At 67.5% G+C, this 19,051-nt stretch carries 22 protein-coding genes; 10 read left to right on the forward strand and 12 right to left on the reverse strand.

Going from position 1 to position 19,051, the window contains the following annotated elements; all coding sequences use genetic code 11:
- Nucleotides 1–152: 152 nt before the first annotated feature.
- Nucleotides 153–755: a glutathione transferase GstA gene (gene gstA / locus ACE3Q6_RS12515; RefSeq protein WP_374432610.1), complete on the forward strand. Its 603-nt coding sequence runs from the start codon at nucleotides 153–155 to the stop codon at nucleotides 753–755.
- Nucleotide 756: 1 nt separating this feature from the next.
- On the opposite strand, the gene ACE3Q6_RS12520 is transcribed toward gstA, so the two are convergent.
- Nucleotides 757–1,149 carry a VOC family protein gene (locus tag ACE3Q6_RS12520; protein ID WP_374432613.1) on the reverse strand — a complete coding sequence of 131 codons (393 nt, stop codon included), beginning with the start codon at nucleotides 1,147–1,149 and terminating at the stop codon, nucleotides 757–759.
- Between the two features lie 117 nt (nucleotides 1,150–1,266).
- Here ACE3Q6_RS12520 and ACE3Q6_RS12525 point away from each other — a divergent pair, with 117 nt between their 5' ends.
- Genes ACE3Q6_RS12525 through ACE3Q6_RS12535 form a run of 3 tightly spaced genes read left to right on the forward strand, consistent with a single transcriptional unit; the run spans nucleotide 1,267 to nucleotide 4,391 of the window.
- The gene (locus ACE3Q6_RS12525; RefSeq protein ID WP_374432615.1) at nucleotides 1,267–1,806 is read left to right on the forward strand and encodes a TRAP transporter small permease subunit; all 540 of its coding nucleotides are present in this window, start codon (nucleotides 1,267–1,269) and stop codon (nucleotides 1,804–1,806) included.
- Nucleotides 1,807–1,823: 17 nt separating this feature from the next.
- Nucleotides 1,824–3,269 carry a TRAP transporter large permease subunit gene (locus tag ACE3Q6_RS12530; protein WP_374432618.1) on the forward strand — a complete coding sequence of 482 codons (1,446 nt, stop codon included), beginning with the start codon at nucleotides 1,824–1,826 and terminating at the stop codon, nucleotides 3,267–3,269.
- 33 nt (nucleotides 3,270–3,302) lie between these two features.
- Nucleotides 3,303–4,391 (forward strand): TRAP transporter substrate-binding protein, encoded by a 1,089-nt coding sequence (locus ACE3Q6_RS12535; protein ID WP_374432621.1) that lies wholly within the window; start codon nucleotides 3,303–3,305, stop codon nucleotides 4,389–4,391.
- Between the two features lie 69 nt (nucleotides 4,392–4,460).
- Here the strand turns inward: ACE3Q6_RS12535 and ACE3Q6_RS12540 are convergent, their stop codons facing one another.
- Complete coding sequence (locus ACE3Q6_RS12540; RefSeq protein WP_374432623.1) at nucleotides 4,461–4,808, reverse strand: winged helix-turn-helix transcriptional regulator; 348 nt, start codon at nucleotides 4,806–4,808, stop codon at nucleotides 4,461–4,463.
- 160 nt (nucleotides 4,809–4,968) lie between these two features.
- On the opposite strand from ACE3Q6_RS12540, the gene ACE3Q6_RS12545 reads away from it, so the two are divergent.
- Together ACE3Q6_RS12545 and ACE3Q6_RS12550 are read left to right on the forward strand one after the other, a co-directional pair.
- Nucleotides 4,969–5,181, forward strand: coding sequence for a 4-oxalocrotonate tautomerase family protein (locus ACE3Q6_RS12545; RefSeq protein ID WP_374432625.1), 213 nt, complete (start codon nucleotides 4,969–4,971; stop codon nucleotides 5,179–5,181).
- A complete protein-coding gene (locus tag ACE3Q6_RS12550) occupies nucleotides 5,174–5,620 on the forward strand; it encodes a DMT family transporter (protein ID WP_374432629.1) in 447 nt (148 codons plus the stop codon). The genes ACE3Q6_RS12545 and ACE3Q6_RS12550 overlap by 8 nt, the downstream gene beginning before the upstream one ends.
- Nucleotides 5,621–5,673: 53 nt before the next feature.
- Here the strand turns inward: ACE3Q6_RS12550 and ACE3Q6_RS12555 are convergent, their stop codons facing one another.
- The 4 genes from ACE3Q6_RS12555 to ACE3Q6_RS12570 all read right to left on the reverse strand — a co-directional run bounded on the left by ACE3Q6_RS12555 (nucleotide 5,674) and on the right by ACE3Q6_RS12570 (nucleotide 8,076).
- Nucleotides 5,674–6,063: a VOC family protein gene (locus ACE3Q6_RS12555; protein WP_374432631.1), complete on the reverse strand. Its 390-nt coding sequence runs from the start codon at nucleotides 6,061–6,063 to the stop codon at nucleotides 5,674–5,676.
- Nucleotides 6,060–6,887, reverse strand: a complete 828-nt coding sequence (locus tag ACE3Q6_RS12560; RefSeq protein WP_374432635.1) for an arginyltransferase — start codon at nucleotides 6,885–6,887, stop codon at nucleotides 6,060–6,062. Before ACE3Q6_RS12560 ends, ACE3Q6_RS12555 begins: the two co-directional genes overlap by 4 nt.
- A gap of 131 nt (nucleotides 6,888–7,018) precedes the next feature.
- Complete coding sequence (locus ACE3Q6_RS12565; RefSeq protein WP_374432637.1) at nucleotides 7,019–7,489, reverse strand: DUF2852 domain-containing protein; 471 nt, start codon at nucleotides 7,487–7,489, stop codon at nucleotides 7,019–7,021.
- A gap of 119 nt (nucleotides 7,490–7,608) precedes the next feature.
- Nucleotides 7,609–8,076 carry a YbaK/EbsC family protein gene (locus ACE3Q6_RS12570; RefSeq protein ID WP_374432639.1) on the reverse strand — a complete coding sequence of 156 codons (468 nt, stop codon included), beginning with the start codon at nucleotides 8,074–8,076 and terminating at the stop codon, nucleotides 7,609–7,611.
- Nucleotides 8,077–8,173: 97 nt separating this feature from the next.
- On the opposite strand from ACE3Q6_RS12570, the gene ACE3Q6_RS12575 reads away from it, so the two are divergent.
- On the forward strand, nucleotides 8,174–10,963 hold the full coding sequence (locus ACE3Q6_RS12575) for a glutamine-synthetase adenylyltransferase (protein ID WP_374432641.1): 2,790 nt from the start codon (nucleotides 8,174–8,176) through the stop codon (nucleotides 10,961–10,963).
- Nucleotides 10,950–11,225: a hypothetical protein gene (locus ACE3Q6_RS12580; RefSeq protein ID WP_374432644.1), complete on the forward strand. Its 276-nt coding sequence runs from the start codon at nucleotides 10,950–10,952 to the stop codon at nucleotides 11,223–11,225. The genes ACE3Q6_RS12575 and ACE3Q6_RS12580 overlap by 14 nt, the downstream gene beginning before the upstream one ends.
- Here the strand turns inward: ACE3Q6_RS12580 and ACE3Q6_RS12585 are convergent.
- Nucleotides 11,222–11,869, reverse strand: coding sequence for a bifunctional 4-hydroxy-2-oxoglutarate aldolase/2-dehydro-3-deoxy-phosphogluconate aldolase (locus tag ACE3Q6_RS12585; RefSeq protein WP_374432646.1), 648 nt, complete (start codon nucleotides 11,867–11,869; stop codon nucleotides 11,222–11,224). The two genes, ACE3Q6_RS12580 and ACE3Q6_RS12585, sit on opposite strands and share 4 nt — an antisense overlap.
- 266 nt (nucleotides 11,870–12,135) lie before the next feature.
- A complete protein-coding gene (edd, locus tag ACE3Q6_RS12590; RefSeq protein WP_374432649.1) occupies nucleotides 12,136–13,941 on the reverse strand; it encodes a phosphogluconate dehydratase in 1,806 nt (601 codons plus the stop codon).
- A 357-nt stretch (nucleotides 13,942–14,298) separates the two neighbouring features.
- Here edd and ACE3Q6_RS12595 point away from each other — a divergent pair, with 357 nt between their 5' ends.
- Both ACE3Q6_RS12595 and ACE3Q6_RS12600 read left to right on the forward strand, forming a co-directional pair.
- Nucleotides 14,299–15,516 carry an RSP_2647 family RNA methyltransferase gene (locus tag ACE3Q6_RS12595; RefSeq protein ID WP_374432653.1) on the forward strand — a complete coding sequence of 406 codons (1,218 nt, stop codon included), beginning with the start codon at nucleotides 14,299–14,301 and terminating at the stop codon, nucleotides 15,514–15,516.
- A gap of 28 nt (nucleotides 15,517–15,544) precedes the next feature.
- A complete protein-coding gene (locus ACE3Q6_RS12600) occupies nucleotides 15,545–16,099 on the forward strand; it encodes an RSP_2648 family PIN domain-containing protein (RefSeq protein WP_374432657.1) in 555 nt (184 codons plus the stop codon).
- Between the two features lie 57 nt (nucleotides 16,100–16,156).
- On the opposite strand, the gene ACE3Q6_RS12605 is transcribed toward ACE3Q6_RS12600, so the two are convergent.
- Genes ACE3Q6_RS12605 through ACE3Q6_RS12620 form a run of 4 tightly spaced genes read right to left on the reverse strand, consistent with a single transcriptional unit; the run spans nucleotide 16,157 to nucleotide 18,989 of the window.
- A complete protein-coding gene (locus tag ACE3Q6_RS12605; protein ID WP_374432661.1) occupies nucleotides 16,157–16,843 on the reverse strand; it encodes a M48 family metallopeptidase in 687 nt (228 codons plus the stop codon).
- Nucleotides 16,844–16,873: 30 nt separating this feature from the next.
- Nucleotides 16,874–17,467, reverse strand: a complete 594-nt coding sequence (locus tag ACE3Q6_RS12610; RefSeq protein ID WP_374432664.1) for a DedA family protein — start codon at nucleotides 17,465–17,467, stop codon at nucleotides 16,874–16,876.
- The gene (locus ACE3Q6_RS12615) at nucleotides 17,464–17,811 is read right to left on the reverse strand and encodes a hypothetical protein (protein ID WP_374432666.1); all 348 of its coding nucleotides are present in this window, start codon (nucleotides 17,809–17,811) and stop codon (nucleotides 17,464–17,466) included. Before ACE3Q6_RS12615 ends, ACE3Q6_RS12610 begins: the two co-directional genes overlap by 4 nt.
- Nucleotides 17,808–18,989, reverse strand: coding sequence for a VWA domain-containing protein (locus tag ACE3Q6_RS12620; RefSeq protein ID WP_374432668.1), 1,182 nt, complete (start codon nucleotides 18,987–18,989; stop codon nucleotides 17,808–17,810). Before ACE3Q6_RS12620 ends, ACE3Q6_RS12615 begins: the two co-directional genes overlap by 4 nt.
- Between the last annotated feature and the right edge of the window lie 62 nt (nucleotides 18,990–19,051).

Genomic DNA, 19,051 nt, shown 5'->3' on the forward strand with positions numbered 1-19,051 from the left:
CTTTTGTTGCGGCGGGCTGCCGTGGCGCGCAACTTTCGGACAATTCCCGCAAAAAGGCACGGTTATTGCGCGGCGATGGGCAGATGAAAGCGCGACCGGGCGGCGGTATCAGGGGCCACCTGCGGGAAGGGTCCCGCTGCAAGGAGACTGTCATGAAGCTGTACTATTCGCCGGGCGCGTGTTCGCTGGCCTCGCACATCACGCTGAACGAAGCGGGCGTGAAGTTCTCTGCCGAGAAGGTGGACATCCGCGCGGGCAAGACCGAAAGCGGGGCCGAGTTCCGCCAGATCAACCCGCGGGGCGCGGTCCCGGCGCTGGACCTTGGCAACGGCGAGGTGCTGACCGAAGGCGTGGCGATCATGCAGCACGTGATGGACAGCGCGGCGCCCGGCTCGCTGCCCGCGGTCGGGACCCTGGCCCGCGCCCGCCTGGCCGAAGCGCTGAACTATGTCTCGACCGAGATCCACAAGACCTATTCGCCCTTCTTCTACGGCCTCGAAGGCGAAGCGAAGGCCAAGCAGATGGCGCTTCTGGACGCACGGCTGCAAGTGGTCGAGGACCGTCTGGCCAGCCGCGAATGGATCGCGGGCGACCAGTACACCCCGGCGGACGCCTATTTCTTCACGGTGACGAACTGGTCGGCCTTCGCGGGCCATGACCTGGCGAAGTTCCCGCGCATCACGGCGCTGCGCGCCAAGATCGCCGCGCGTCCGGCGGTGCAGAAGGCGCTGCAGGCCGAGGGGCTGGCGGCCTGACCTACTCCGGACGGTAGCAGACCGCGTTCAGCTTGTTGCCGTCCGGGTCCCGGACATATCCGGCATAGAAGTGCGGCCCGTATTGCGGCCTGAGGCCCGGCGCGCCCTCGTCGGTGCCACCATGCGCCAGGGCGGCCGCGTGGAAGGCATCGACCGCCGCCCGGCTCTCCGCCAGGAAGCTGACCATCGTCCCGTTCCCCGCCGTGGCCGGTTCGCCGTCGAAAGGCTGCGTCACCCAAAGATGCGGGCCGGGATCATCCAGCCCCCAGGCGGCCGAGCGGTCCTCGGGGTTGTAGTCCTCGATCCGGACATGCCCGAGCGGGGCAAGAACCGCGTCATAGAAGCGCAGGGCGCTGGCAAGGTCGCGGGTGCCAAGCGAGACATAGCTGAACATCGGTTGCTTCCTCGCGTGCAAATATAACCGAAGCATAGGGCTTGATTTGATCGACCCCATCCCTACTATCTTTCGACAGACCGCGACAGACGGTCACACGCAATGGGGGGGTTGGGCTTGAAACGACTTTTGTCGCTGGCCACCGGTATTGACCGTCTGAACAAGGGCTTCGGGATTCTCGCGGCTGTCGTGGTCGCGGTCGCCTGCGCAATCAGCGCGGGAAACGCCCTGTCCCGCTACCTCTTCGACCTGTCGTCGAACGCTTTCCTCGAGATCCAGTGGCAGCTTTTCGCGGCGACCTTCCTTCTGGGGGCCGCCTATGTCCTGAAGCTGAACGAACATGTGCGCGTCGACCTGATCTACGGGGCACTCGGCCAGCGCAAGAAGCTCTGGGTGGACGTGTTCGGCTACCTGGTCTTCTTCTTCCCGGTCATGTTCATCATGCTGGAAATGGCCTGGCCCTGGGCTTGGGCCAGCTTCCGCGCCGGCGAAGGATCGGCCAATGCCGGCGGGTTGCCGGTCTGGCCGGCGAAGTTCCTCCTGCCCATCGGCTTCACGCTTCTGACCCTGCAGGGGATTGCCGAGTTCATCCGGCGCATTGCCGCGTTGCGCGGGGATATCGCGCTCGACCTCAGCTACGAAAAACCCGTCCAGTGACGAGAAGGACTGCCTGAATGCTTGAATATGGCCTTCTCGCGCCGACGATGTTCGCCGGTCTGATCCTGTTTCTGCTTCTGGGGTTCCCGGTAGCCTTCTCGCTTGCGGCGCTCGGACTTTCCTTCGGCTTCATCGCCATCGAGGTCGGCTACTTCGGGCTGGAGTTCCTGCAGGCCCTGCCAAGCCGGGTCTTCGGGATCATGTCCAACGACCTTCTGCTGGCGATCCCCTTCTTCACCTTCATGGGCGTGGTGCTAGAGAAGTCGGGCCTGGCCGAGGACCTGATGGAAGGGTTCGGCCAGCTCTTCGGACCGGTGCCGGGGGGCATCGCCTATGCGGTGATCTTCGTGGGCGCGATCCTGGGCGCGATCACCGGGACCGTGGCCGCCAGCGTCATCGCCATCGGGATGATCTCGATCCCGATCATGATGAAATACGGCTACGACATGCGGATCGGCACGGGTGTCATCGCGGCTTCGGGGACGATCACGCAGGTCATTCCGCCGAGCCTTGTCCTCATCGTGCTGGCCTTCCAGCTGGGCGTGCCAGTGGGTGACATGTACCTGGGTGCCATCGGCCCGTCGATCGCGCAGATCCTGCTCTTCGCGGGCTTCATCTTCCTGGTCTCGATCTTCCGGCCGAAGAAGGTGCCGGCCCTTCCGCCGGAAGCCCGCACTCTGCGCGGGGCAGCCCTGGCGGCGAAACTGGCCTGGGGCATGGTGCCGTCGCTGGTGCTGATCTTCCTGGTGCTCGGCACCATCTTCATGGGCCTTGCGACCCCGACCGAGGCCGGGGCGATGGGGGCCGTGGGCTCGGTCCTGCTTGCGCTTGCCCATCGGCGCTACAGCAACGCCATGCTGTGGGAGGCCTCGGACCAGACCATGCGCATCACCGCAATGGTGATCTTCATCCTGGTCGGCGCCACGGTGTTCAGCCTGGTCTTCCAGGGGGTGAACGGCGGCAAGTGGATCGAGCACCTCCTGTCGCACATCCCCGGCGGGCGGCTCGGCTTCCTGATCTTCGTCAACATTTTCATCTTCTTCATCGCCTTCTTCCTCGATTTCTTCGAGATCGTCTTCATCGTGATCCCGCTGTTGATCCCGACGGCGCTGGCGCTGGACATCGACCTTGTGTGGCTTGGCGTGCTTCTCTGCGTGAACATGCAGACGGCGTTCATGCACCCACCCTTCGGCTTCGCGCTCTTCTACCTGCGCGGTATCGCCCCGCCCGAGATCAAGACCCGCGACATCTATCTCGGCTCGATCCCCTGGATCGGCTTGCAGCTCATCCTCGTGGCGCTGATCATCGCCTTTCCGGGGATCGTCGACGGCTTCATCACCGAACAGGTGCTTCTGGACGATGCGGCAGTCAGCGAACAGCTGGATGCCCTGCCGATGCCGGGACTTGAGCCACCCGCACTTGACCTAGACCTCGGCCCGGCCCCTGCGCCGGCCGGCGACTGAAGTAACTTTCACACCAATCCAAGGGAGGATCATATGAAAAGACGGAATTTCCTGTCCACGGCTGCCGTGGGAACCCTCGCCGCGGGCCTTGCTGCCCCCGCCATCGCGCAAACCGCGCCGAAGATCAGCTGGCGCCTGACCTCGGGCTTCCCGAAGGCGCTGGACACGATCTATGGCGCTGCCGAGGAGTTCGCCAAGATCGTCTCGGACGCGACGGACGGCAACTTCCAGATCCAGCCCTTCCCGGCCGGTGAGATCGTTCCGATGCCCGAAGCGGCGGATGCCGTCGGTGCCGGCACGGTGGAAATCACCCACACCGCCTCCTACTACTACTGGGGCAAGAACGCGGCCTATGCGCTTGGCACGGCCGTGCCCTTCGGCCTGAACGCCCGCGGAATGAACGCCTGGTACTACCACGGCGGCGGCATCGACATGATGAACACCTTCTACAACAAGGAAGGGCTGCACGTCTTCCCGGGTGGCAACACGGGCGTCCAGATGGGCGGCTGGTGGCGCAAGGAGATCACCTCGGTCGCCGACCTGCAGGGCGTCAAGATGCGCATCGGCGGCATGGGCGGCAAGGTGATGGAGGCGCTTGGCGTCGTGCCGCAGCAGATCCCGGGCGGCGACATCTATCCTGCGCTGGAACGCGGCACCATCGACGCGGCCGAATGGGTCGGCCCCTATGACGACGAAAAGCTGGGCCTGAACCGGGTCGCGCCCTACTACTACTACCCCGGCTTCTGGGAAGGTGGCCCGACGCTGAACTTCATGATCAACCTGGCCAAGTGGAACGAACTTCCCAAGTCCTACCAGGCGATCGTGGCGACGGCTGCCGCGACGGCAAACCTCAGCATGCTGGCGAAATACGACTACAAGAACCCGGCAGCCCTGCGCAGCCTGATCGCGGGCGGCGCACAGCTCCGTCCCTATCCGGAAGACGTGATGGTCAAGGCCTTCGAGGCCTCGAATGCGCTTTACGCGCAGCTCTCGGCCGAAAACGCCGACTTCAAGACCATCTTCGAAAGCCAGCAGGCCTATCGCAACGAGGCGAACCTGTGGAACCAGGTGGCCGAATACACCTACGACACCTTCATGATCCGCAACCGTCCGCGCGGCTGATCCGGACTGGCGTCAGACAAAGGGGGGGCCGTGCCGCAAGGTGCGGCCCCTTTCCTTTGCCCTGATGGCTCAGGCGGCGACCGACCGGGCCTTGAGCCGCTGGCCGACCTCGGCAATGGCGCGGACCACCGGCATGAACTCCTGCCCCAGATCGGTCAGCGCATACTCGACGGCGGGTGGCGAGCTTTCGATCACCACGCGGGTCAGAAGGCCACGCTCCTCCAACTCGCGCAGGCGCTGGGTCAGGACCTTGGCCGAGACAAGCGGGATGTCGAGGCGCAGTTCGGAGAACCGGCGCGGGCCTGCGGAGAGATACCAGATGATGTTCGGCGTCCAGGCCCCGCCGATGAAGGCCACGCAGTCCGAGACCGGGCACATCGGATGCGGCGTCCGGTTCTTGCGCTGTTTCGGGGTCATGGGGCACCCTTCGGTTTGCACTCCACGAGATAGGTCATTCCATCCGTTACCGCAAGTAACCCGGTGGACCAGAGATTGCCGCCAGTGCCTGTGGATGCGCATTCGGCTGGACGGGAGCGGCCAGGTGTTATCAAAGGTGTCATCCCGGAAGGAGGCGTGAATGCCCTACGTCAACATCAAGATCACCCGCGAAGGGGCCACGCCCGCGCAGAAGGCCGAGCTGATCGCCGGCGTCACCGAGCTTTTGCAGCGCGTGCTGAACAAGAACCCCGCCACGACGGTGGTCGTCATCGACGAGGTGCCGCTGGAGAATTGGGGGATCGGTGGCCTCCCGGTCGAGGAATTCCGGGCGAAGGCCAAGTCGAATGGGTGACGGTCTGCGTCATGCGGCGCTGATGTTTGCGGCCGGGATGGGGATCCCGCTTCTGGCCGCGCTGAATGCGGCGCTCGGCCAGCGGATCGGCTCGCCCATTGCGGCGGGGGCGGTGCTCTGTGCCGTGGCCTTCATCACCGCGCTGGCGGTGCTTCTTGTGACGGGGCAGGGCGCGGCGCTGGCCAAGGCCCCCGGCCAGCCGCCGGTCCTGTTCTTGGCCGGCTGCCTGATGGTCTTTTACCTGCTGTCGATCACATTCGTCGCGCCGCGCTTCGGGTTGGGGAACGCGATCCTCTTTGTACTTCTGGGCCAGATCGTCAGTTCCACCGTGATCGACGCGACGGGTCTCATGGGCCTTGCCGCGCGCCCGGTCAGTGGCACCCGGCTTCTGGGTCTTGCCGTGATGGCCGTGGGGCTGGTCCTCAGCCAGCGCGGCTAGCCGATTTCTTCAAAGAAATCGGGCCGGAATTTTCGAAAATTCCGGGCACCCCTTCAGCCCGCGCGCGGGCCGATCAGGTCCCAGCGGTTGCCGAAGGGGTGGCGCCAGACTGCCACGCTGCCATAGGCTTCGTGTCGGGGCTCCTCCTCGAACGTCACACCGGCGGCCAGCATCGCGGCATGGTCGCGGGCGAAATCGTCGGTCTGCAGGAACAGGAACACCCGCCCGCCCGCCTGGTTGCCGATGGCGGCCCGCTGCGCCTCACCCTCGGCGCGCGCAAGCACCAGCCGCACCCCGCCACCCGACGGCTCCACCGTCACCCAGCGCTTGCGGCCCTGGTCCACATCCTCGACCAGCCGGAACCCCAGCTTGCCGACGTAGAACGCGAGCGCTTCGTCATAATCCGGCACGACCAGCGCCAGAGCCGAGATGCGCGACGTCACAGCCGGGTATCGGGCAGGCTGATCTTTGCCACCTGCTCCGCGATCGGATCGACCGACAGGGGGTGCAGATCGGCGGCATGGTCCGAGGGCTCTCCCATCGGCACCCACTCGCCGCCCTTGTAGATCTCCAGCGCCGAGAAGCCCGCCTTGTAGCCCATCTTCCGGCTGCCGGGCACCCAGTAGCCCAGGTAGACATAAGGCAGCCCCGCCTCGCGCGCGATGGCGACGTGGTCAAGGATGACATAGGTGCCAAGGCTGTAGGCCGTGAGGTCCGGGTCGTAGAAGCTGTAGACCATGCTCAGGCCGTCGTCGAAGACGTCGGTCAGGCAGACGGCGGACAGGGGGCGACCGCGTTCGCCCTCGGTCGCCGGGCGGGTGTATTCGATCACCCGGCTCTTGATCGGGGTCTCCTCGATCATCGCGGCGAATTCGAAGATGTCCATGTCTGCCATGCCGCCGTCGGCGTGGCGGTGGTCGAGGTAGCGGCGGAACAGCGCGAACTGGTCCTCGGTCGCCCATGGGCTGGTCGCGTTGCGCTTCAGGGCCGAGGCGCGCTTCAGGACCTTCTTCTGCGTCCGAGACGGCTCAAAGTCGGCGACGCGGATCCGCGCCGAGAGGCAGGCCGAGCATTCCGCGCAGGAGGGGCGGTAGAGCACGTTCTGGCTGCGACGGAAGCCCTGCTTCGACAGAGTGTCGTTCAGCTTCTGCGCATGTTCCCCCTGCAGCGCGGTGAACAGCTTCCGCTCCATCCGCCCCGGCAGGTAGGGGCAGGGCTGCGGCGCCGTCACGTAGAACTGGGGCGTCAGGGGAAGAGAGTGGCGCATCGGTCCGAGAAAGAGGTTGGAATGGGCGCAAGCCTAGCAAGGCAAATCCATTCCGCCAAGCGCAGCTTTTCACAAAAGGAAAACCCGCCCGTGCGGGGACACGGGCGGGGCAGGGGTGCGTCGTCAGGCGGTCAGTATTCGCCCGGCCGCGCCCCGGTTTCGGGCTTCGCTTCGGCGGCATCCTGGGCGGAGGTCGCCTTGGCGCGCTCGTCCATGAAGCTGTCGAACTCGGACTTGTCCTTCGAGGTCCGGAGCCGCTGCAGGAAGGCCTCGAACGCCTCCTGCTCTTCTTCCAGCCGACGCAGCGCCTCGGCCTTGTAGTCGTCGAAGGCGCGGTTGCCGGTAGGCTGGCCCGCCCGCATCGCGTGACGGCCCCAGGAGTGCTCATTGGCGTGGCGGCGGTGGCCGCAGGAACGTGAGAACATCTTTCTTCCCCAGATCATGTAGGCCAGAAGCGCAAGCGCCAGGGGCCAGACGAAGATGAAGCCAAGGATCAGCGTGGCGATCCAGGCCCATTTGCCGCGGGCGTCGAGCCAGGCTTCGGCGCGGCGCAGCGGGTAGAGGATCCCGCCAGGCCGGGCGGTGTCGGAAGTCATGTACATCGGCGGGTCTCCAGTTATGTGAACGTCTTTCACATGGGGGAAGATGGACCCAGTCTGACATGTCTGCAAGAGGCTATGTGAAGTATTTTCACATTGGGAAGGGGCTGGCGTCTTTCCGCTTATCCCGTGAAGTCCGCGACCCTTGCCTTGGTGGCGGCACACAGGTCCCTTGGTGCCACCTTGAACATGTGGCGCGGGGTTCCGGCGGCGGCCCAGACCTCGGCGAAGTCCAGCAGCCGGGGGTCCATGAAAGTGGGCGAGGGCGTCAGGTGTCCCAGCGGCGCGACCCCGCCGATGGCAAAGCCCGTCACGGCCCGCACCACCTCCACCTCGGCTCGGCTCAGCGCCTCTCCGGCCAGAGCCGCGGCCTTCTCCGGGTCCACCTTATTGCCGCCCGCCGTCAGGAACAGGAAAAGCCGCCCGCTTTCACCCTGGAACAGGATCGACTTCACGATCTGGTCGACCGTGACCCCGGCATCGGCCGCTGCCGCCTCGGCCGTCCGGATCTCGCCCTTCGCCTCCACGGGGACCGAGGCGATCCCGGCCGCCTGCAGGGCCGCCGTCACGCGCGCAAGCGATTTCGACATCTCCACCTCCGCTTTTCCGCGACCCAAGCATCCAAGGGCCTCCCGGTCAATCCGTCCGCCCATTGACCCTTTCGCCACGCCGCAGCAAGGTCCGCCCATGACCCTCGCCGCCCGCATCACCCGCCTGCCCATCCCCTTCGATCCTGCCGCCGCCGCCGACCTGCGCGCGGACCTTCCGGGCTTCGCACCCGAGGTGATGGACCTGATGTCCGCCACTGCCGCCTGCAGCCCCTACCTGCGCGGGCTCATGCTGCGTGAGGCCGAGTGGCTGCGCGAGGCGGTGGAGGCCCCCGAAGCCGCCCTCGAAGCCACCCTTTCCGGCGCCGATACCCTTACCTCCGACGCCCTCCCGCTTGCCCTGCGCGAGGCCAAACGCCGCGTCGCCCTCCTCGCCGCCCTCTGCGACCTCGGTGGCGCCTGGCCGCTGGAACAGGTGACGGGCGCGCTCACCCGGCTGGCCGACAAGGCCGTCCACCTCAGCCTCACCACCCTCGTCGCCGAGGAAATCCGCCGCGGCAAGCTTCCCGGCGCCACGCCCGACGACGCCGCCACCGCTGGCGGGATGGTGGCGCTGGCGATGGGCAAGATGGGGGCGGGGGAGCTCAACTATTCTTCCGACATCGACCTCATCTGCCTCTTCGACGAAACCCGCTATCCGGGCGAGGAGCAGGAGGCCCGGTCGTCCTTCATCAAGGTCACCCGCCGGATGACCGCGATCCTGTCCGACGCGACCGACGGCTACGTCTTCCGCTCCGACCTTCGCCTGCGCCCCGACGCCTCGGTCACCCCCGTCTGCCTTTCGATGGCCGCGGCCGAGGCCTATTACGAGGCCGAGGGTCGCACCTGGGAACGTGCCGCCTACATCAAGGCGCGCCCCTGCGGCGGCGACCTTCAAGCGGGGAACCGCTTCCTGAAGACGCTGACCCCCTTCGTCTGGCGCAAGCACCTCGACTTCGTGGCGATCCAGGACGCCCACGACATGCGCCTGCGGATCCGCGACCACCGGGGCCTGCACGGGCCGATCACGGTCGAGGGCCACAATATGAAACTTGGCGCGGGCGGCATCCGCGAGATCGAATTCTTCACCCAGACCCGCCAGCTCATCGCCGGGGGCCGCGACCCCTCGCTCCGCGACCGCACCACCGTCGGCGGCCTGGCTGCTTTGGCCGCCAAGGGCTGGGTCCCGCCTGAAGTCGCCGAGGAGCTGACCACCCTCTACCGCGCCCACCGCGAGGTCGAACACCGGCTCCAGATGGTGAACGACGCCCAGACCCATTCGATGCCCACCACGCCGGACGGCGTTGCCCGCATCGCCGCCTTCTGCGGCCAGACCGAGGCCGACTTCCGCCGCGACCTTCTGGACCGGCTGGCCCGCACCGACCGCCTGACCGAAGGCTTCTTCTCCCCGAGCGCGGTCGAGGATGGGCCGGAACTGTCCGACAAGGCGCGCGAGATCACCCGCGCCTGGGAAAGCTATCCCGCTCTGCGGTCGGACCGCGCCCAGGCGATCTTCCGCCGTCTCAGACCCCGTTTCCTCAAGGGGCTCGCACGGGCTGCCAACCCTGACGAGGCCTTGACAGCCCTGGACGGCTTCCTTGCAAGGCTGCCTGCCGGCGTGCAGATCTTCTCGCTTTTCGAGGCCAACCCGACGCTGATCGACCTGATCATCGACATCGCAGGCTCGGCCCCGGCGCTGGCACAGTACCTCGCGCGGAATGCATCGGTCCTGGACGGCGTGATCGGCGGCAGCTTCTGGGGCGACTGGCCGGGAACCGCCGCGCTTCGTGCCGAACTGACGACCCGCATCGCCACCGCTCCGGATTACGAGGGCCGCCTCGACATGGCACGGCGCTGGATGAAGGAATGGCACTTCCGCGTGGGCGTGCACCACCTGCGCGGGTTGATCGACGGGTTCGAGGCCGGCAAGCAATATGCCGACCTGGCCGAAGCCGTCGTACAGGTCATCTGGTCCGAGGTGGTAGGGGACTTCGCCCGCAAGCACGGAGCCATGCCAGGCCGAGGGGCCGTCGTCATCGGGATGGGGTCGATGGGCGCAGCCCGGCTTAACGCAGGCTCCGACCTCGACCTGATCGTGATCTACGACGACCAGGGGGCGGAAGGCTCCGACGGCCCGCGCCCCTTGGCCACGCGGCCCTACTACTCGCGCCTCACACAGGCGCTGGTCACGGCGCTGACCGCCCAGATGCCCGAAGGCCGCCTCTACGAGGTCGACATGCGCCTCCGCCCCTCGGGCCGCGCGGGTCCGGTGGCGACGAGCCTCCAAAGCTTCACCACCTACCAGGAAACCGAGGCCTGGACCTGGGAACACCTCGCGCTCACCCGCGCCCGGGTGCTGGCCGGAGAGCCGACGCTCGCAGGCGAAGTCGAAGCCTTCCGCCGCGAGCTTCTGGTCCGGAAGGGGCAGGGGGCGCTCGTGAAGCCCGACGTGGCCGAGATGCGCGCCCGTCTGGCCGCCGCAAAACCGGCGCAAGGTGCGTGGGACGCAAAGAACGGCCCCGGCCGGATCATGGACATCGAACTGGCCGCCCAGACCGTGGCCCTGCTATCGGGCAGCCCCGCCCGCAGCGTCGAACGCCAGCTCGCTTCGGCGGCGGGCCGCGTGATGCCGGATTCGGACATGCAGGTGCTGACGTCAGCCTACAGGCTGATGTGGCGGCTGCACGCGGCGGCGCGGCTACTTTCCGAGCGGGCCCTGGATTGGGACAGCCTGGGCGAGGGCGGTCGCGCCTTCCTTCTCCGGGAAACCGGGGTGGAGGATGCAGCGACGCTCGCGCAGGATCTGGCGCAGGCGGTGGCGGGTGCAGAGGCTGCGGTGACGCGGCTGGTGGGGACGGCGAATGGGGAGACGGGCGATGGAACTGGCTGAGGCGGACCCCAAGGGCCTGGTCCGGGAAAGCTACCGGATCGAGGGGATCACCCCCGGCGAATGCCGGTCGATCTTCATGGACTGGGCGCTCTCGATCCCCGTGGGCGCTCCGGTGACAGATGCCGTCCGCACGCTGATCGCGACCTACGGCGCGCCCAACCCCGACCACCCGATGACCACGGTCCTGCACCAGGCCCTGACCGCGCCCGAGCCCCCCCGCCGCCGCGGGGGACGCACCGGTCGCCAGAACCTCGGCGCTTAGGCGCTGCGGGGCAGGGCGGCCGCTTCCCTTGCAAGAGTCGTGATCGCCGCCCAGTCGCCCTTGGCCATCGCGTCCTTCGGGGCCACCCAGCTGCCGCCGACGCAGAGGATGTTCTTCAGGCCCAAGTACTCCGGCGCGATCTTGAGGCTGATCCCGCCCGTCGGGCAGAACTTCACCTGCGGAATAGGCGAGCCGATGGACTTGAGGTAGGCCGAACCTCCCGCCTGTTCCGCCGGGAAGAACTTCTGCACCGTATAGCCCTTCTCCAGCAGCACCATGATCTCGCTGGCCGTCGCAGCGCCGGGCAGAAGCGGCAGCCCCTCGTCCTCGCAAGCCGCGATGATCCGGTCCGTCGCACCGGGAGAAACCCCAAACGTCGCCCCCGCCGCCTTCGCGGCCTTCACGTCGGCAGGGGTCAAGAGCGTCCCCGCCCCCACGACGCCACCCGGCACCTCGGCCATCGCCCGGATGGCGTCCAGCGCCACGGGTGTCCGCAGCGTCACCTCCAGCGCTGGCAGGCCCCCTGCCACCAGCGCCTGCGCCAAGGGCCTGGCATGGGCAAGGTCGTCGATCACCAGCACGGGGACGACGGGGGCAAGGCGGCAGATCTCGGCGGCTTTGGCGGATTGCTGGGCGGGGGTCATGTCGGCTCCTTCAGGCCCCGGCGTTGCGCGGGGTGGTTGGTGCGGGAGCCTCCGGCGGGGATATTTGGACAAAGATGAAAGGGCAAGGGGAGTGGGGCTGGCACACCCATCTCGGGCCGGATCACCGGGGGAGACGGGGGGCCTTTCACCTTTGGCGGTCATCGGCGTCCCCGCCTGTACCGCACGGTCATCCTACCCTCTGATTCCTTTCATCTTTGCTAAAATATCCCCGCCGGAGGCAGCTACGGTGCGACCGGGTGCGCCGGTCAAAGAACGAGCGCGCCGCCGGTGTCAGCGGACCCGGCATGGCGGCGGAAGGCGGCGAAAAGCTCGCGGCCGATCCCGAATTCGTTGGCCGAGAGGTCCGCGACTTCGGGCGTGCGGGTTTCGAAGTCCGAAGCCAGCACCGTCAACGTCCCCGCCACCGCGTCGAGCCGCACCACGTCGCCGTCGCGCAGCTTGGCCAGAGGCCCGCCCGCCGCAGCCTCGGGCGCGACGTGGATCGCGGCAGGCACCTTGCCGGACGCGCCCGACATCCGCCCATCCGTCACCAGCGCCACCTTGAGGCCCCGATCCTGCAGGACCGAGAGCGTCGGGGTCAGCGAGTGGAGTTCCGGCATCCCGTTGGCCTGCGGCCCCTGGAAGCGGACCACGACGACGGTATCGCCCGTGAACTCGCCCGCCTTGAACGCCGCCTTCACAGCCTCCTGGCTGTGGAACACCCGCGCCGGGGCCTCGATCACATGCCGCTCCGCCGCCACGGCCGACACCTTGATCACCCCGCGCCCGAGGTTGCCGGTCAGAAGCTTCAGCCCACCCTGAGCCGCGAAGGGGTCCGTGGCGGGCCGCACGATCTTGTCGTTGAGGCTCGCCTTCGGCCCGTCGCGCCAGGTCAGGCGGCCTCCGTCCAGGACCGGCTCCTGCCGGTAGGCGGCAAGCCCGTCGCCCGCCACCGTCTTCGCGTCGGGATGCAAGAGGCCCGCGTCCAGGAGTTGCGAGATCAGGAACTGGAGCCCCCCGGCCGCGTGGAAGTGGTTCACGTCGGCCAGGCCGTTCGGATAGACCTTTGCCATCAAGGGCACGGCTTCGGAAATCTCGGCAAAGTCCTGCAGGTCCAGGATCACGCCCGACGCCCGTGCCATCGCCGGCAAGTGCAGGACCAGGTTCGTCGAGCCCCCCGTCGCCATCAGCCCGACGATCCCGTTGACATAGGCCCGCTCGTCCAGGATCTCGCCCGCGGGGCGGAAGTCGTTGCCAAGCGCCGTGATCTCGGCCGCCCGCTCCACCGCAGCCACCGTCAGCGCATCCCGCAAGGGAGTGCCGGGGTTCACGAAGCTTGCGCCGGGCAGGTGCAGGCCCATGACCTCCATCAGCATCTGGTTGGTGTTCGCCGTGCCGTAGAAGGTGCAGGTCCCCGGCCCGTGGTAGCTGGCCATCTCGGCCGCCATCAGCTCTTCGCGCGTAGCCTTGCCCTCGGCATAGGCGTTCCGCACCCGGCTCTTTTCGTCGTTGGGGATTCCGCTCGTCATCGGGCCTGCCGGCACGAACACTGCCGGGACATGGCCGAAGGTCGCCGCCGCCATGATCAGGCCCGGCACGATCTTGTCGCAGACGCCCAGGTACAGGGCCGCGTCGAAGCAGTTGTGGCTTAGCGCGACGCCTGCCGCGAGCGCGATCACATCGCGCGAGAAGAGCGACAGCTCCATCCCCGGCTGGCCTTGCGTCACCCCGTCGCACATTGCCGGGACCCCGCCCGCGACCTGCACCGTGACCCCCGCCTTCTTCGCCGCGGCCCGGATCAAATCCGGATAGCGTTCGAACGGCTGGTGCGCCGAGAGCATGTCGTTGTAGGCCGTGACGATGCCGAGGTTCGGGACCTTCGCCTCGGCGAGCGCGGGTTTGTCTGCCCCCATCGCCGCATAGGCATGGGCCTGGTTGCCGCAGCTCAGATGCGCGCGGACCGGACCGTTCGAGACGGCTTTCGCCATCCGCTCGAGGTAGAGCCCGCGTGCGGCCTCGGACCGGGCACGGATGCGGTCGGTGACGCGGGCGATCGTGGGGTGCAATGTCATGGTCGTCCCTGCGGAAATGATGTCGGTCCGGCTATAGCATCACCTGTTAGCGCTAACAACTGCGATCTGCAGTCCTTCGCGAAGGGTTGCGATGGGGTCCCCCCGAAGCTGCCAACCGATGTGCAGATCACCGCAATACTAGGGTGTCGGCACGAAGTTTACCGCTTCCGATCGAAAAGCCAACAAAGGGCGGGATTGGCCAGGCAGGCGCATTCTACAACGGTCCGGAGCATCGCCACCCTCGGTCTTGGCCGTGCCGCCACCGCAAGGCCTTTGACGCCGCCGCGCTGAAGTCACCTTCCGGGCGGGCGCGAAAGCGGCTAAGGGGCGGCAGAGGATGCGTCCGGAGGGAATGCCATGTCGGAAGATGAAGCTCGGGGCCACGCGCGCCCGGTGGTGCGGCTAAAACCCAAGGCCGAGGCCCGGGCGATCCGCCACGGCTTCCCCTGGGTCTATGCCGACGAGCTGGTGACCGACCGGCGGACGCAAGGACTGCTGCCGGGCGCGCTCGCGGTACTGGAGGACAGCGAGCGGCGTCCGCTCGGCCTGGTCACGGTCAACGTCAAGTCGAAGATCATCGCGCGGATGCTGGACCGCGACCCCGAGGCGCAGGTCGACGAGGCCTGGTTCGCCGCGCTCCTGTCGCGCGCGCTGGATCATCGCGCGCGGCTTTATCCGCACCCCTTCTACCGCCTGGTCCATGCCGAATCCGACGGGCTTCCCGGGATCGTCATCGACCGGTTTGGCGACGTGGCCGTCGTCCAGCCCAACGCCGCCTGGGCCGAGGCGCATCTGGACGCGCTTGTCGCGGCGCTGGTCAAGGTCGTGGGAGTGGCGACGGTCATCAAGAACGGCTCGGGCCGTGCGCGGGGGCTCGAGGGGCTGGCCGAGGAGATGGCGGTGATCCACGGGACCGCGCCCCAGGGGCCGATCCCGGTGCCGATGAACGGTGCCACCTACATGGCCGACCTGATGGGTGGCCAGAAGACCGGCCTCTTCTTCGACCAGCGCGAGAACCACGCCTTCGCCGCCCGGCTGGCACGCGGGGCGCGGGTGCTGGACGTCTTTTCCCACGTCGGCGGCTTTGCGCTGGCGGCGCTGGCGGGCGGTGCCACAAGTGCGCTTGCCGTCGATGCCTCCGCCGCGGCACTGGCTCTGGCCGGGCAGGGGGCCGAGGCATCGGGCATGGCCGAGCGCTTCGCCGCCCGGCAAGGCGATGCTTTCCAGGTGCTCGAGACGCTTGGTGCCGAGGGGGCGCAATTCGACCTTGTGATCTGCGACCCGCCCGCCTTTGCGCCCGCGAAACCGGCGCTAGAAGCGGGGCTGCGCGCCTATGAGCGGATCGCGCGCCTGGCCGCGCCGCTGGTCGCTCCAGGGGGCTATCTGGTGCTCTGCTCCTGCAGCCATGCTGCCGACCTGCAAGCCTTCCGCAACGCCAGCGCGCGCGGGATCGGGCGTGGCGGGCGGCGCGGGCAGATCGTGCACACCGGTTTTGCCGGTCCCGATCACCCGGTCCTGCCGCAGCTGGCCGAGTCCTCCTATCTCAAGTCGCTGGCCTTCAGGCTGGTCGGGTAAGGTGGGCATTCCTGCCCACCCTACGCCCGTGCAAGGCGCGCCGAAGGCTGTCCTCGACGCCTGCGTCCTTTACCCCACGATCCTGCGCGAGATCCTCCAGGGGGCGGCAGAGGCCGGGCTCTACCAGCCGGTCTTCTCGGAGCGGATCCTGCGGGAATGGGTTCTGGCGACCGCGAAACTCGGTCCGGATGCACCCGCCATCGCCGAGGGTGAGGCCGCCATGCTCCGCGCCGCCTTCCCGCGCGCCCTGATCCGCGGGGCCCCCCAGATCGAGGCGCGTCTCCTTCTTCCCGACCCCAACGATGTCCACGTTCTTGCCACCGCCATCGCCAGCGGCGCGGATGCCATCGTCACCTTTAACGCGCAGGATTTCCCCGGCCACATCCTGGCCGCCGAGGGCATCACCCGGCGCGACCCCGACGGCTTCCTGTGGGAGCTGCAGTCTCGCCACCCCGAAACGATGGCGCTGGTCGTCGAAGCGGTGCGGGCGAAGGCCGAAGCGATCTCGGGCCAGCCGCAGCCCCTGAAGCCACTCCTGAAACGCGCGCGGCTTTACCGGCTGGGCAAGGCGATGGGCATCTAGGTCCCAAATTCCTTAAGCAAGGAATTTGCCAAATTTCTTACTCAAGAAATTTGACCCTCACCCCATCCAGCGCGCTTCGTTGGCCTCGATCGCCGCGATCCGGGCGTCCGTCCTCGGGTGGCTCAGAAGCCAGGCGGGAATCCCCTGTCCGCGGTTCTGCGTCAGCGCCTCGAGCTTGCGGAACAGAGACTTCTGCGGCCCGGTCCCGATCCCCGCCTTGATCAGTAGCGCACTGGCATAGGCATCGGCCTCGAACTCGTCCCGCTGGCTGAGCCGTGCCATCAGCGCCGAGGCGATCAGGTTCGCGATCCAGATCCCGATGATCGGAAGGAAGCGGTTCAGCAGCGCCGAGAGCATCACGAAGACCGCGTTCTGCCCGGTGAAGTCGATCATCCGCCGCCGCATGTGCCCCATCGCCACATGGCCCAGCTCATGGGCGATGACGCTGGCCAGTTCCTCGTCCGTCACCGCGCCTCGCGCCCGCTGCTCGAGAAAGCCGCGCGTGAGGTAGATCCGGCCGTCGGGCGAGGCGAGGCCGTTGACCGCCTCGACCTCGAACACGCGGACCTCGATCTTCGGCACCGCAAGCGCCGTCGCCATCCGGTCCGACAACTGCTGCAACGGGACGTCGCGCAGCGGGTTCGATCGTTCATCCAGAAGCTTCCGCGTCCGCCAGACGGAAAACTTCATCATCAGCATCGCGTAGGCGACCGCCAGCAGGACCGAGAAAAGAAGCGCGCTCATGTCCGGGATATATGCGCAGACGGCACGGCTTCAAACCCCGCCGCGCGGCGGGACGAACAGCCAGTAGCCAAGGGCAAGGACCGCCCCGGCCCCGCCGATCATGCCCAGGACCGACCCCAGCATGTCGGTCGCCGCCTCAAGGTTGCCCGCGAAGCCATAGCCGAAGCCCACATAAAGCCCCGCCCAGACGACTTCTCCCACCACGCCGGCGGCCGTGAAGCGCGGCCAACCATAACCCGTGCTCCCCGCGATAAGGTTCACGTAAGGTCCCAGGGGGCTCACCAGCCAGCGGGAAAGAAAGACGGCGACAAGGCCGCGGCGGTCCATCAGTGCGTCCGCCTTCGCCAAAAGCCGGTCGCGCCCCGGATCGGCCCGCAGCCGCGCCAGGACCAGGGTGCCGAACCCGCGTCCCGCCCAGAATCCCAGCTGGTCCCCCGCCACCGCGCCCGTGGCGGCCGCAAGGACCGCCTGCCACAGCACCAGGTCCCCCGCCGCAGCAAAGCCTCCTGCGGTCAGCATCAGGATCGAGGCCGGGAAGGGCAGGGCGAGGCATGACAGGAAGGTCGTCGCGGCCAGAAGCCACAGCCCGTATTGCGGCACCAGTGCCAGGAGCCAGTCAGTCATTCCGACCTGGCCTTCAGCGCTGCGATGGCGGCCTCGACCTCGGCGATCACCTCGGGCAAGGGCACGCCCCGGTCGCGCGCGATCTCGGCCAGCGGCTGCGGCCGCCCCTTCACTTCGGGTTCCGGCAGGCCAGCCGCCGCGTCCAGTGCGCGAGGTTCAAGCCCCCAGGACCGCGCGACGTAGCCCACCGTCATCCAGCCCTGCACCGGCATCTCGCGGTGCGTGCTCCAGTAGACGGTGAAGAACACCAGTCGCCCGGCGAAGAACAGCGTCACCGCGCAGGCCAGAAGGAAGGCCGATGTCAGGACCGGCCGCTTCCGCCACGTGATGAAAAGCGCTTTCATCGCAGCTCCCGAATTCCGCGCGCAAGCCCGTCCAGCGTCATCGGAACCATGCGGTCCTCGAAGATCTGCCGGATCAGGGCGGTAGACCGGGCATAGCCCCAGGCGCGTTCCTCGACCGGGTTGATCCAGAGGTGATGCGGCCACTGCGCCCGGATCCGTTGCAGCCAGACCTCGCCCGCCTCGCGGTTCCAGTGCTCGTTGGCCCCGCCCGGATGCGTTATCTCGTAAGGCGACATCGCCGCATCGCCCACCAGGATCAGCCGCCAGTCCGCGCCGTAGGTGCGGATCACATCCCAGGTGGGCGTCTGGTGGTCCCAGCGGCGCCGGTTGTCGCGCCAGAGCCCCTCGTAGACGCAGTTGTGGAAATAGAAGACCTCCAGATGCCGGAACTCGGCCTTCGCGGCGGTGAAAAGCTCCTCCATCACCCGGACATGCGGGTCCATCGATCCGCCGATATCCAGGAAGAGGAGCACCTTCACCGCATTCCGCCGCTCGGGTCGCGTCTGGACGTCGAGCCACCCTTGAGCCGCCGTGGCGCGGATCGTGCCGTCGAGGTCCAGCTCCTCCTGCGCACCTTCCCGCGCCCAGCGACGCAGGCGGCGCAGCGCGAGTTTCATCGTCCGGGTGCCGATCTCGGCCTCACCGTCCAGGTTGCGGAACTCGCGCCGGTCCCAGACCTTGACCGCGCGCTGGTGGCGGCTTTCGTCCTGCCCGATCCGCACGCCTTCGGGATTGTAGCCATAGGCGCCGAAGGGCGAGGTCCCCGCCGTGCCGATCCACTTCGACCCGCCCTGATGCCGCCCCTTCTGCTCGGCCAGCCGCTGGCGCAGCGTCTCCATCAGCTTGTCGAACCCGCCCAGGGCCTCGATCGCCGCGCGTTCCTCGGCTGTCAGATGCCGTTCCGCCAGTTTCTCCAGCCAGTCGCGTGGCAGGTCCAGCGCCTCCAGCACCTGCTCGGGAGTGATGGCTTCCAGCCCCGAGAAGGCCCGCGCAAAAGCGCGGTCGAAGCGGTCGATGTGGCGTTCGTCCTTGACCAGCGTCAGGCGCGCAAGGTGGTAGAACCCCTCGGGATCATAGATCACCAGTCCCGCCGCCAGCGCCTCGAGAAAGCTCAGAAACTCCCGCAGGCTGACCGGGACGCCTTCCTCGCGCAGGGTCTGGAAGAAGGGCAGGAACATCTATCCCCCGATTTCTTCGAAGAAATCGGGCCGGAGCCTTCAAAGGCTCCGATGCGGAGTTT

This window comes from Tabrizicola sp., assembly GCF_041913445.1.
Classification (GTDB): Bacteria; Pseudomonadota; Alphaproteobacteria; order Rhodobacterales; family Rhodobacteraceae; genus Tabrizicola.